Annotated in this window: 12 protein-coding genes and 1 other annotated feature; of the genes, 1 reads left to right on the top strand and 11 read right to left on the bottom strand. The window is 53.4% G+C overall.

What is annotated here, in order from left to right; all coding sequences use genetic code 11:
• Window positions 1–74: 74 nt before the first annotated feature.
• The 4 genes from IEY46_RS15835 to IEY46_RS15850 all read right to left on the bottom strand — a co-directional run bounded on the left by IEY46_RS15835 (window position 75) and on the right by IEY46_RS15850 (window position 5,465).
• Window positions 75–2,801, bottom strand: a complete 2,727-nt coding sequence (locus IEY46_RS15835) for a ComEC/Rec2 family competence protein (protein ID WP_188992935.1) — start codon at window positions 2,799–2,801, stop codon at window positions 75–77.
• A gap of 113 nt (window positions 2,802–2,914) precedes the next feature.
• Window positions 2,915–3,445, bottom strand: coding sequence for a deoxycytidylate deaminase (locus IEY46_RS15840; RefSeq protein ID WP_188992936.1), 531 nt, complete (start codon window positions 3,443–3,445; stop codon window positions 2,915–2,917).
• A gap of 30 nt (window positions 3,446–3,475) precedes the next feature.
• Window positions 3,476–4,765 carry a homocysteine synthase gene (locus tag IEY46_RS15845; RefSeq protein WP_188992937.1) on the bottom strand — a complete coding sequence of 430 codons (1,290 nt, stop codon included), beginning with the start codon at window positions 4,763–4,765 and terminating at the stop codon, window positions 3,476–3,478.
• Between the two features lie 67 nt (window positions 4,766–4,832).
• A complete protein-coding gene (locus IEY46_RS15850) occupies window positions 4,833–5,465 on the bottom strand; it encodes a ComEA family DNA-binding protein (protein WP_229750317.1) in 633 nt (210 codons plus the stop codon).
• A gap of 124 nt (window positions 5,466–5,589) precedes the next feature.
• Between IEY46_RS15850 and comER the strand changes: the two genes are divergently transcribed.
• Entirely contained in the window at window positions 5,590–6,429 is an 840-nt protein-coding gene (comER, locus tag IEY46_RS15855) for a late competence protein ComER (protein ID WP_188992939.1), read from the top strand.
• Between the two features lie 58 nt (window positions 6,430–6,487).
• Here the strand turns inward: comER and leuS are convergent, their stop codons facing one another.
• From leuS to yhbY, 7 genes are all read right to left on the bottom strand, one after another.
• A complete protein-coding gene (leuS, locus tag IEY46_RS15860) occupies window positions 6,488–8,929 on the bottom strand; it encodes a leucine--tRNA ligase (protein WP_188992940.1) in 2,442 nt (813 codons plus the stop codon).
• Between the two features lie 76 nt (window positions 8,930–9,005).
• Window positions 9,006–9,249: a binding site (T-box leader), on the bottom strand.
• 178 nt (window positions 9,250–9,427) lie between these two features.
• A complete protein-coding gene (locus tag IEY46_RS15865) occupies window positions 9,428–10,201 on the bottom strand; it encodes a class I SAM-dependent DNA methyltransferase (RefSeq protein ID WP_188992941.1) in 774 nt (257 codons plus the stop codon).
• Between the two features lie 54 nt (window positions 10,202–10,255).
• Window positions 10,256–11,158: a CvfB family protein gene (locus IEY46_RS15870; protein ID WP_188992942.1), complete on the bottom strand. Its 903-nt coding sequence runs from the start codon at window positions 11,156–11,158 to the stop codon at window positions 10,256–10,258.
• On the bottom strand, window positions 11,155–11,502 hold the full coding sequence (gene rsfS, locus IEY46_RS15875; protein ID WP_188992943.1) for a ribosome silencing factor: 348 nt from the start codon (window positions 11,500–11,502) through the stop codon (window positions 11,155–11,157). The genes IEY46_RS15870 and rsfS overlap by 4 nt, the downstream gene beginning before the upstream one ends.
• A 3-nt stretch (window positions 11,503–11,505) precedes the next feature.
• Window positions 11,506–12,075 carry a bis(5'-nucleosyl)-tetraphosphatase (symmetrical) YqeK gene (yqeK, locus tag IEY46_RS15880; RefSeq protein ID WP_188992944.1) on the bottom strand — a complete coding sequence of 190 codons (570 nt, stop codon included), beginning with the start codon at window positions 12,073–12,075 and terminating at the stop codon, window positions 11,506–11,508.
• Entirely contained in the window at window positions 12,065–12,652 is a 588-nt protein-coding gene (gene nadD, locus IEY46_RS15885; RefSeq protein WP_188993903.1) for a nicotinate-nucleotide adenylyltransferase, read from the bottom strand. Before nadD ends, yqeK begins: the two co-directional genes overlap by 11 nt.
• Window positions 12,653–12,725: 73 nt before the next feature.
• A complete protein-coding gene (gene yhbY / locus IEY46_RS15890; RefSeq protein WP_188993905.1) occupies window positions 12,726–13,016 on the bottom strand; it encodes a ribosome assembly RNA-binding protein YhbY in 291 nt (96 codons plus the stop codon).
• Window positions 13,017–13,026: the final 10 nt, after the last annotated feature.

Here is a 13,026-nt window from a genome sequence, read left to right on the forward strand (position 1 = left end):
CTGTCTTCATATATATACCGGATAATAATAAGTAACCAAATCGTACCACTGCCGCGAGCGGGCTGTCAAATCCATTAAGGCCCCAGCATATGCCGGACAAACAACTCACCGCGGGCTGTTATCCGAAATTCAACTTCTCCGTCCAAATCTGTGCGTTTGATGTCCGCTCCTGCAGCTGTGATCCGCTCCATAACCTCGTTATTGGGATGACCGTAGGAGTTGTTCCTGCCCACGGATATAACGGCTGTCGACGGATGCCAGTAAGACAGCCATTCCGCAGTGGAAGACGTCTTGCTACCATGGTGGGAAACCTTCATCACATCGATGGCTGAGGAGGGGACAGACTGCTGAGCTATGGAGTGGTTCCCCTCGTCCTGCAGCTCTGCTGCAGCCAGAGAACCGGAGCTGGCCGTACGTGCCAAAATGGCCCGTTCCTCCGCAGAATCGGCATCGCCGGTCAGCAGGAACGAACGGTTGTAAAGCTCAACAATCATCGCCACGCTATGTCCGTTCTGCTCTTTTAGGTAAGGAACACTACTGTGATCATAATCGTTCCTCTGCTCGCCCAGCAATCGAATCACTGCCCCCTCGTCAATTTTCCAGCTTAATCCGCCATCGCTTCGGTACATCGGAATTCCCTGCTCTGCGGCAGACCCCAACAAATTAACCGCATCCTCCGACTGCTTGACGGTGCCGTTCCAGAGCATTCGCTTAACCGGAATATTGGCCATGACAGCACGCAGTCCTTTGATATGATCGCTGTCCAGGTGGGTCATGACCAGGAGATCGATCTGCTGCACGCCCCGTTTTTGCAGCAGCGGGACAAGCACCTTGCGGCCTACTTCAAAAGGATCTCCCCTCTCTTTCCACTCATCTCCTTTCTTCCGAAAGGTTACCGCACCTCCTCCGTCGATCAGTATATTTTTGCCGTGTGCGGTCCGGATCAGAATGGAATCCCCTTGGCCCACATCGAGGAAACTGACATAAGCATCCCTGCTGTTCCACTCCGGGTCATATGCCCATAGTACGGGCACAGCAAGCGATGCGATCAGCATCATATACAGCAAAGCCGGCATGCGCTTATACCAGGAACCCCCGGTTGCCGGATCCTTGTTGTTAGCTCCCGTGCGGTATTCAGGCAATCCCAGAGGCTGGGTTTCAGCTTCACCCGCAGGCTCCTCCCCTCCATGCAGCGGACGATTACTCCCATGCTGTTGCAGGGAGATATCAGGCAAGGTACGCTTGCCCCTGCGGTAAAGAACGGACAGGCTCACTCCCATAGCAGTGTACATGTACGCCACCCACATCAGCGGCGGGGTTCCGATGATGAAATGAAACTGACGCATGCCGCTCAGCTTCAACACAACGCCGAAGGACAGGCGGTTCGCCACAGCAGCGGCCGAACCTATCCCCAGGGCTCCGCCATGCCATAAGGCGTCCAGCACAAGCGCCACCCCGCCAAGAGGCATTACAATGAAGCTGATAAAGGGGACCAGAATAAAATTCGCCAGCAGCGACAACAAATGGATCTGGTTGAAATAATAGATCGTCAGCGGGAACGATACCGCCTGAGCCACCACCGTCACGGCGATCATATCAAAAAGTCCCTTCAGCTTCTTTCCCTGAGGCAGCAGACGGCGAAAGGGCTGGACGCCAACAATAAGGCCCGCCGTCACCAAAAACGACAGTTGAAAGCCGACATCCATCAGAAAGTAAGGGTCCCAAATCAGCATCAACAGAGCCGCTGCCGCAAGCAGATGTAGTCCGTCCTTCAGCTTATTTAATCGGGCCGCAAACAAACCCAGCATCGCCATAATTCCGGCGCGGACAATGGAAGGCGCAGCGCCGGTGAGCAGCACATAGAACGGAATTGCCGTTATCATAAAGAGCAGCATCCGTTCGCGCGTCATGCGCAGCAGCTTCAACAAACCCCCAAGCACATACAGAAATACGGCCACATGCAGGCCCGAGACCGCCAATATATGAGTCAGGCCCAGCTGGGAAAATTGGCGGAACTGCTCGGGATCAAGATCCTCGCGCATTCCGAGAATCAGCCCTTTCATATAACCGGTCTGCTCCGCCGGAAACAGCACGTCCATACGTCTTCCCAGCGAATTGCGGAAATCATCGATATGGCTCAGAAGCGAAGGCTTGCTGAAGCGGGCTCCGGGACTTACGACCACAGATGAAAGGCCGCTCGCCTTAAGCAGCCAATGAATACGCTGGCCAAGCAGATAGTTACGATAATCGAAGCCGCCAAAATTGGTAGCTTCGGCCGGCAAATTCAACTCTCCGCTGATTACCGCATAGGAGCCCCGTTTCCAGCCGGCTGCAACGGCCTGATCCTTTTGCTGTGCAAGCTTGATATGTACAAGCAGAAGCTCATCGAGCTGGCGCGGCGCACCTTCCCCCGCTACAGCAGCGGTTTTGACATTCATTATGAACTGGGCACGGTCCCCATCGACCTCTACGGCAGACAGAATAGTTCCCGCTACTTCCACCTTATAAGCTGAAATTGAGTCTGAGCCTGAGCCGGAGTCGGCAGCCGTTTGCTCCGTTCGTACAGGGAAACCCGTCACATTGTGCTTGTCCGCCCACAACCGTTCTGCTGACGCTCCTGCAAATGCGGCCAGGCATGCGGCGGCCAGCAGCCAAGAAGATTTGCGACGAAGCACCTGCACATAGAGCAAGGCAGCAAGTCCGGCACCGGCCAGCATTAAGCCTGAGAGCAACAGTCCTGCTCCAGCAGCGCTTCCCAGTACCCAGCAGAGTGCAAAATAAACCAGCGGGCGGCTGTTCATCCCTTATTCTCCCTCCCTCCTAAAGACAAAAAAAAGAACCTTTCGTAAAGCGCCAAAAAACGGCGCCCACGAGAGATTCTTTCTCACCATGGCTTGATTTTTCTTCCCCGGCATCAGGATTTCACGTTTATCTTAGCCTGTTCAGGCGGTTCATAATCCGCCAACGAGCGGAATTGAATGCCTTTTTGCTGCATCAGATTAACGACCTTATCGCTGTCCTTGGGATAACTACGATGGTAGACGATTTCATTGATGCCGCTGTTTGCGAGCATGTTGGCACAAGTCCAGCAGGGCTGATCCGTTACATAAACGGTTGAGCCTTCCCGGTCGATGCGGTCCGTGAAAAGCAGCAGGTTCTGCTCGGCATGAATGGTTCGGATACAGCGCTGCTTCTTGATCATCTGCTCTTCCCCGCCGGTTATCTGAAGCTCCAGCTCCTCGACAATCATGCAGCCGGCCTCGGAACAGTCGGCTACCCCCATGGGCGCGCCATTATAGGCTGTTCCGAGCAGCTTCTTTCCCTGAACCAGCACTGACCCTACATGCCGCCTCAAACAACGCGAACGCGTGGAGACCATGTAAGCAATATCCATGAAGTAAGTATCCCAGTCTTTGCGCGCGCTCTCGCGCGAATCCGTAACCATCGTAAATCTTCCTTTCCTATCTGGTCTTTCCTACTGTTGGCTGGCCGACAATGCCTGTCCCAGATCATGCAGAATATCGTCAATGCCTTCCGTTCCGATGGACAGGCGAATCATTCCCGGCGCTACGCCGGCAGCTTCCTGTTCCTGTTCGGACAGCTGCTGATGGGTTGTGCTCGCCGGATGGATGATCAGCGACTTCGAGTCTCCAACATTGGCCAAATGGGAGAACAGCGTTACGGCATTGATCACTTTCTTGCCGGCTTCGGCTCCGCCTTTGATTCCGAAGGTCAGAATGGCGCCTTGGCCTTTCGGCATATATTTCTGTCCCAGGTCATACGAGACATGGCTTGGCAGCCCCGGATAGTTGACCCATTCCACCGAATCATGGGCTTCCAGGTACTGGGCTACAGCCAGCGCATTGGAGCTGTGGCGTTCCATCCGCAGATGCAGCGTCTCCAGCCCCTGCAGCAGAAGGAAGGAGTTGAATGGCGAAATAGCTGCGCCCATGTCGCGAAGCAGCTGTACGCGCATTTTTATAATATATGCAATCGGTCCAACTGCGTCCGTATAAACAACGCCATGATAACTTGGATCCGGTTCGGTCAAGCCGGGAAATTTCCCGCTTGCTTTCCAGTCGAACGTCCCTCCATCCACGACGACGCCGCCGATGGAAGTCCCGTGACCGCCAATAAATTTGGTCGCCGAATGGACAACGATGTCCGCGCCATGTTCGATCGGACGGCATAGGTAGGGGCTTGGGAAAGTATTGTCAACGATAAACGGAATGCCATGCTTGTGGGCGATAGCCGCCACCGCTTCAATATCAATAATGTCGCCTTTAGGATTGCCGATCGTCTCGGCAAATATGGCTTTGGTTTTGTCAGTAATCGCTGCTTCGAAGTTGTTCGGATCCAGCGGATCGACAAAATTAACTTTTATGCCGAGCTTGGGAAGCGTTGTTGAAAATAAATTAAACGTGCCGCCATATAAGCTAGCCGCGGATACGATTTCATCTCCGGAGCCGGCGATATTCAGAATCGCGTATGTAATGGCTGCTGATCCCGATGCGACGGCCAAAGCCGCAGGTCCGCCTTCAAGTGCCGCAACGCGCTTCTCGAAAACATCGCTTGTCGGGTTCATGATGCGGGTGTAAATATTTCCGAATTCTTTCAGTGCAAACAAATCTGCAGCATGCTCGGTATCGCGGAATCCATAGGACGTTGTTTGATAAATCGGTACTGCCCGGGATAAAGTGGTAGGATCGATTTCCTGGCCTCCGTGAACGGATAGCGTTTCCAATGAAAGTTTGTGTTCAGACATTTAAGAATCCTCCTCGCAGGAATTTAACTGTAAGCGGCTCGCCGCTATCCCTCCCATTGTCGCACAATCAAGGCGTAACAACAATGGAAGCTTTCATTTTTTCCAGTAGTTTGGGCCCAATTCCTTTGACACGGAGGAGATCGTCGACTGAGCGGAAGGGACCATTTTTTTCCCTGTCCGCCACAATTGCCCTGGCTTTGGCTTCGCCGATCCCGGGAAGCGCATCCAGCTCGGCTGCTGTGGCACGGTTAAGATTGATTTTCCCGTCTGCTGTCATACCCTCATCCTGCATTGCCGCAGGGGCTGTTTTGTCCGCTCCTGGTCCTCCATCATCCGTATCGGATCTGTCCGCGCCAACCGCTTGCTGCTGGAGCGGCTGCTTTGACGCAGTCTCACCGGCTTCCGGCCCGTTCGGTTGCGGATCTTTGTCTATCGCCTGGTTCCCAGTCGGGGATGGTAATTCTTTTTCGGACTCCGCCTGTTTCTTCTCCGCAGATGTAAAATCTGCTGCCGAGGAATCCGGCTTGCTCTCGTCAGGGTTCAGGGCCGCCTTCACTTGACTGTTTAAGGGCACCCAACCCGGCGGTTCTCCTGTACCGGCTTGATAAAATGCTGAGATGATCAAGGCGGCACCCAGAAGGCCCAGCGAAGCAATCGTATACATGGGATTCCAGGGCCTTTTTTTTCTATTCGCTTGCATCAGAAAAGTCACCTCCATTTAGTTGCGTACCCGGCATTAATCATAAATCTTTCGAAAACTGGTCATGTCGGCCTTGCTCCGGCGCATAAGGTAGTAAGAGCATTAGTGCCAAGGAGGGGTAACGATGAAGGTTGGATTTATTGGAATCGGAAGTATGGGTAGCTTGCTTATCGATTCCTTAGTCGGTTCAGGTGCCCTTGAGCCGTCAAATATCACCGCCAGCAACCGTACCTTCGCCAAAGCGGAAAAGCTTGCCATGCAGCATCCCGGCTTGCATGCTGTCCAGCATAATAGCGATGCCGTGATCGGTCAGGACATTATATTTCTGTGCATAAAGCCGCTGGAATTCAAACCGGTGCTGGAAGAAATCAGCGGTATTGTAAGGGAAGACCAGATTATCGTCTCGATAACCAGCCCTGTTATGATTAAGCAGCTGGAGGAGCTTTTGCCATGCAAAATAGCTAAGGTTATTCCCAGCATCACCAATTACGTATGCTGCGGGGCAACCTTGTGCATGTTCGGCAATCGGTTAAATGAAAGCGACATGAGCCGCTTGAAGCGCCTTTTCTCTGCGATAAGCACGCCCTTGATCATAGATGAGAAGCATACGCGAATCGTCTCGGATATTTCCAGCTGCGGTCCGGCCTTCATGGCCTATGTCCTGCAGTGCTTTATTGATGCGGCCGTACAGGAAACCGGAATTTCCAGAGAAGAGGCGGTAGTAGTGGCAAGCGCTATGCTTCTGGGAACGGGTCAGTTGCTGACCGATGGCGGCATGTCCCCCGAAGCTCTTCAGGCAAGGGTTTCCGTGCCCGGCGGCATAACCGCCCAGGCGCTGGCGCTGCTGGAGCAAGAGCTCTCGGGCGTATTCAATGCCGTCATCCAAACAACACATGCCAAATACGAGGAAGATCTGGAGCGGGTAGCTCTCTCCTTGAACGGCAAAGAGGTGAATGGCCCTTAACGCATGCTTTGCGTTAATAAGCCCTTCACCTCTTATAATATCCCTGTAGCGTGTGGATCTAATTGGCTACAATGTTGACAAGTTTGCCTTTGACGGCAATCACCTTGCGAATGGTCTTGCCTGCAATGGCTTCCGCGACTTTGACGGACTGCTTGGCGATACTCTCCATTTCAGCCTCGTCCGTGTCGGCCGCAATCGAAAGACGCTCCAGAATTTTGCCATTCACCTGAACGACAATCTCCACTTCCTGATCCACCGTCCAGGCTTCATTATAGGAAGGCCAAGCCACGTAAGAAACCGATCCCTCATGACCCAGCTTCGACCACAGCTCTTCGGCAATATGCGGAGCAAGCGGCGACAGCATCTGCACAAAATGTCCGACTGCTTCCCGGGGAAGAGATTCCGCTTTATACGCTTCATTAACGAAAATCATCAGCTGGCTGATCGCCGTATTAAAGCGCAGATGCTCGTAATCGTCCGTCACTTTCTTGATTGTGCGGTGCCAGGCGCGCTTGAATGCATCGGAGGCTTCGGTATCGGTGATTTTCGCATGCAGATTCCCATCCTCGCCGATTGCCATCCGCCAAACGCGGCTGAGGAACCGGTACATGCCTTCCACCCCGTTGGTGTTCCATGGTTTCGTCGCCTCAAGGGGACCCATGAACATCTCGTACATCCGCAGCGTATCTGCCCCGAACTCATTGACGATATCATCGGGATTAATGACATTGCCGCGAGATTTGCTCATTTTCTCATTGTTCATGCCCAGAATCATGCCCTGATTGACAAGCTTATGGAACGGTTCCTTCGTGTCCACGATTCCCAAATCATACAGCACCTTATGCCAAAAGCGGGCATATAGCAAATGGAGCACGGCATGCTCGGCTCCGCCGATATACAGATCCACAGGCAGCCACTGTGCCTGCTTCTCCTTGGAGCAGATCTCGTTCTGATTATGAGGGTCTATGAAACGCAGGTAATACCAGCAGCTGCCTGCCCATTGCGGCATGGTATTGGTTTCCCTCCGTGCTTTCATTCCCGTTTCCGGATCAACTGTTTCTACCCACTCGGTCACATTGGCAAGCGGCGATTCACCTGTTCCTGAAGGCTTGATCTGTTCGATATCCGGCAGCAGCAGCGGCAGCTGATCCTCCGGAACCGGCTTCATTGTACCGTCCTCCAGATGAAGAATCGGAATCGGCTCCCCCCAATAGCGCTGGCGGCTGAACAGCCAGTCACGCAGACGGTAGGTAATCTTGCCTTTTCCTTTTCCGCTTTCCTCCAGCTTGCGGATCATCATAGCGATCGCTTCTTCATTATTCAGCCCGTTCAAGTACTGCGAGTTCACATGCGGACCGTCTCCGGCGTAAGCTTCCTCGGTAATCGTACCGCCTTGCACAACCTCCACAATCGGCAAATCGTATTGTTTGGCAAATTCCCAGTCGCGCTGGTCATGTCCCGGAACAGCCATTATGGCACCGGTACCGTACCCGGCCAGAACATAATCGGCGATCCAAATCGGAGTTTTGGCGCCGCTGACCGGATTGATGGCATAAGCACCAGTAAACACGCCTGTCTTGTCTTTGGCCAAATCAGTGCGTTCCAGGTCGCTTTTGCGCGCAGCAGCTTCCTGATAAGCCTCAACGGCGTCCTTCTGCTTGGATGTTGTGATTTGGGCGACAAGCTCATGCTCCGGCGCAAGCACGCAGTAGGTTGCGCCAAACAGCGTATCGGGCCGGGTCGTAAACACGACCAGCGATTCCTCATAGCCGTCGATGGCAAAAGTGACTTCAGCACCCTTGGATTTGCCGATCCAGTTGCGCTGCATGTCTTTAATGCTTTCGGTCCAATCCAGGTCCTCCAGATCCTCCAGCAGTCTTTCCGCATATTCGGTAATCTTCAGCACCCATTGCCGCATCGGTTTGCGGATAACAGGGTGATTGCCGCGTTCGCTGAGGCCGTTAATGACCTCCTCATTGGCAAGCACCGTCCCCAGTGCCGGACACCAGTTGACAGGAACCTCCGCCACATAGGCGAGGCCTTTATTGAACAGTTGGATGAAGATCCACTGTGTCCATTTGTAGTAATCGGGATCGGTGGTGCTGAATTCACGGTCCCAGTCATAGGAGAAACCAAGCGATTTGATTTGTCTGCGGAAATTATTGATGTTCTTGACCGTAATTTCCCGGGGATGCTCGCCTGTATCAAGCGCATGCTGCTCCGCCGGCAGACCGAACGCGTCCCAGCCCATCGGGTGCAGGACATTATAGCCTTTCATCCGTTTGTAGCGCGATACGATATCCGTCGCCGTATAACCTTCCGGATGGCCTACATGCAGCCCTGATCCGGATGGGTACGGAAACATATCCAGCGCGTAAAATTTCGGCTTCCCTGCATCTTCTCTTGTCTGAAACGTTTTGTGCTCATCCCAATACTGCTGCCATTTCGGCTCAATAACCAGCGGGTTATAACCTTGTTGTTCCGGTCGTTCCTGTGACATTACCATTGCCTCCCTGGCTTCATTTGCTTGCAACCATCCAGATGCATAAAAAAAACCCCCCGCCCCCAGCGTAAACGCTAGGGACGAGAGGATTACGCTCCCGTGGTACCACCCTAGTTAACAGCAGGCATGCTTTGCCGCTGCTCACTCTAACCCTTAACGCGGGCGGGACGGCACGCTTACACAGGGCACAATAATACGCGCCTGCTTGCACGTGCGGCTCCAAGGCGAGTTCATCCCTGTCCTGGACCGGCTTGCACCAACCGCCGGCTCTCTTCTTCCAGTCCAATGAGACTACTACTCCTTATCGACACCTGATCCTGAGTTAAAACATATAAGAAAGTACAAGTACCCGCCTAATCACTGCTTTTATTTCAAAGAAGGAAGAACCTTACTGCTCTGCCAGAATAAGGCGGCAGCCGTTTCCTCCGGTAAAATGATTAGTTCGATTATAAAGAAGCGAGACCGTTTATGTCAAGAGCAGCTATGAAGGATTCATCATTTTATGGCAGCGTAGAAGAGGCGCTCGGACTGGTCATCCGGTGCTTTCAGCCTGAAATCCGCAAAGGCCTCCACCTTGCTGAAGCCTGCCCTGACGAGTGCTGCCCGAATCCATTCCGGTTGGTAAGCACGCTGTATATGTACTTCTTCAAAACGGCTGTAAACTGACGGTCCCTTGCTCTCATCGCGGACAAAAATGGACAGGTGATGCTCAATCTCCATACGTGTACGATCCAGTTCGCTTGTCCAGATGTAGGAGATATCGCGTTCGTCCAGTACAAAAGGCTGCTCGTCCGCATAACGCTGCAGCGTTTTTGGCGGATGGACATCGAAGAGAAACGCCCCTCCAGTCTTCAAACCTTCACAGGTAGCGCGGAAAGCCGCTTCCACATACGCCTCTTCCGTTAAATAATTGATGCAATCGCAAAATGAAATGACGGCATCAACCTGCTCCGGAAGCTCCCAGCTGCACATATCCTGCTGCAGCCAGCGGATGGAGCCTGAACTGGAACGAATCGCCTGCTGGGGACTCGATTCCCATTTATTGCGGCCGATACTGAGCATGTCCGCGGAAAGATCGATCCCGAATACGTGAAAACCGGAACGCGCCAGCGGAATCGCGAGACTTCCCGTCCCGCAGCCCAGATCGACGACGGATTGCGGAATGCCGTAACGATCCCAGCATTCTCTGGCAAATCGCAGCCAATCGGAATACGGCATATCTTCCATGAGCCGGTCGTAAACAGTGGCAAACTGCCGGTATGCACGCATCGCTACTCTCCTCTATCCTTCGAAAGCTGACTTATCCTGTGCAGCTTTCAGATTTTAACTATCTTCTGCCGGGGGAGTCTCCTTGACGAGCGAAGTCCAGCTTCCGTCCTGTACCACCAGACCTTCTCTCATCAGCTTGCCGACGGCCCGCTTGAAAGCGGATTTGCTGATATTAAACTTCTGCTTGATGATATCAGCGGATGTTTCATCCGAATACGGCATAGCCCCATCGGGACGTTCCTTCAAAAAAGCGAGGATACGCTCCGAATCCTCCACCCGTCCCACTTCCTTGCGCGGAGTCATCGACAGGTTGACCCGTCCGTCTTCGCGGATAAAGGTTACTCTGGCCCGGACGCGCTCGCCCAAACGCAGCAGCTTGGTCCGCTCCTCTGCCGGGATGAAGCCCATGACGCCAAATCCCACGACACCCCCGTCAATGAGCACGAAGGACCCGATCTTCAATGTCTTGGTGATGAAACCTTCCACCCAAGTGTTGCGCCAGGATTCCGGAGCCGGAAAAGCAAGCTCGGCCAGTTCCTCCTCAAAAGCCACTTTGGCGACAAGCCGGCCGATTTTGTCATGCGCCAGAATCACATGCACTTCGTCTCCGCGCTGGGGACGAAGCTCCTTCAGCTCGGGCTGTTCCGAGAGCGGGAGCAGCAGCTGGCGGCCAAGTCCCATCTCCAGAAAAGCGCCAATTCGCGGATGAATGTCCGCAACCGCCAGACGGGCCACCTCACCTAGGGTAATGAGCGGCTTCTTCATGGTTGCCGCTATCCGGTCATCGGTATCATAGAACACGAACGCTTCAACCTCGTCGTCCGCCTTGGGACGGTGCCCAACAAGCTCGGTGTAATGCAGCAGCACTTCCGATTCGCCATCGCTCAAAAAAAAGCCGTAGGGCGACACTTCACGCGCCACCCTGAATTTTTGGATCGTACCAGCAATTAAGCTCATGCAAACTCCACAACTTTCGCGTCGGACCAGAGCCGTTCGATATTGTAATATTCACGCTCTTCCCGGTGGAAGACATGGACAACGACATCGCCGATATCAATGAGCACCCAGCGCCCCGAGTCCATCCCTTCAATACCGCGCATCCGTACGCCGTGGGATTCCGCCTGCTTGCGGATCTCTGTAGCAATCGCCTGTACCTGTGTATCCGAATTACCATGACAGATGACAAAAAAGTCCGCCACCAATGAAATATTCTGCAAATTGAGCGCCACGATATCATGGGCTTTTTTTTCTTCTGCCGCTGCAACTACAAGATGCAGCAGCTCTTCTGGTTTTACCGTCATTGCTTAAGCCTCCCTGGCTTTTACTATTAAGTCATTGCGTGCGGCTATCGTCAGCGGATAAATCCGCTTCCCCTGTGCCAGCAAATAGGTGATCGTAGAGTCGAAACCGGCGATCAGCGCCTTATTCAAATCATGCCCAGACAGCTCGCGAATATGATCGACTCCCGGAAACTCCCGTCCCGGCTCCATATAATCGGCCAGACAGACGATTTTGTCCATCAGCGTCATGTCTTCCCGGCCAGAGGTATGATAACGGATCGCATCGAGTACCATGGAATCGGTTATGCCGAAATGATGCTCGGCGACGAAAGCACCAACTGGCGCGTGCCAAAGCTCTTTGTCATAAAGGAGCAAATCGGCAGGAAGACCCTGCTCGCGAATAACGGCTTCCATCCGCGAGGTCTGCCAATACTTCGCCACATCATGCAGGATCGCCGCAAGCTCTGCCCGCTCCGGATCCCCGCCATAACGTTCTGCCAACAGGACGGAAGTCTCCATGACACCCCGCGTATGCTTCCACCGCCGCTCCGGCATCTCGGCTTGCACGGCCGTTATCATAGCCTTACGATTCATACAGACCATTCCTTTGGATAAAAGAATAGACCTTCTCGGGGACCATGAAACGAATCGATTTGCCTTCGGCCCGGCGTTTGCGGATATCGGTCGAAGATAATCCGATAAGCGGCATTTCCGCTATTTGCAGCCGGTCGGACAGTGCTGCCGGAAGCTTCGATTTCTCAATCGGCGCTCCGGGCCGTTCTACACCGATGAAGCTCACCAGCTCAGCCAATTCCGCGACCCGGTGCCACCCCGGCAGATCGTTAATCCGGTCGGAGCCGATTATAAAGCTGAACGAACGCTCCGGGTGATGTTCGACAAGCGCTTCTGCTGTATCGATGGTATAGCTTGTGCCGCCTCTCTCCAGTTCAATGTCAAGGGCGCGGAAATAGGGCTGGAAATCAATGGCCCGGTAAACCATTTCCAGCCGTTCATGCCCCTCGGCTCCAGGCTCGTTGTCTTTCAGAGGCGGGATAAAGGAAGGGATAAACCACACCTCATCAAGGCCGCAAGTCTCACGGGCCGTTTCCGCCGCCAGCAGATGCCCATAATGAATGGGGTCGAATGTTCCACCCATGATGCCAACTTTAATCACTTGTGACCGCTCCTTTCCATTACCGTTGCGGCAAGCTTTAAATCTCACCGTGTGCGCATTGCGCTTTCGTTCAGGGCAATACGATTGTTTTGTAATCCTTTGACTCCTTGTAGAGGACAATCGTCTTGCCGATTACTTGTACGAGCTCCGCTTTCGCTTCTTCCGCGAGCCAAGTGCCTACTTCTTTCGGATCCTCGATAGAGTTATTGAGGACCGATATTTTGAGCAGCTCGCGTTTTTCGATCGCTTCTTCCACATGTCGGACCAGATTTTCGTTCATTCCGCCTTTGCCCACTTGAAAAACCGGCTGCAAATGGTGGGCGAGTGCGCGTAAATGCCTTTTCTGTTTGCCTGTAAGCATGGTATTGGTT

The organism is Paenibacillus nasutitermitis, from assembly GCF_014641075.1.
GTDB classification, from domain to species: domain Bacteria; phylum Bacillota; class Bacilli; order Paenibacillales; family Paenibacillaceae; genus Paenibacillus_Z; species Paenibacillus_Z nasutitermitis.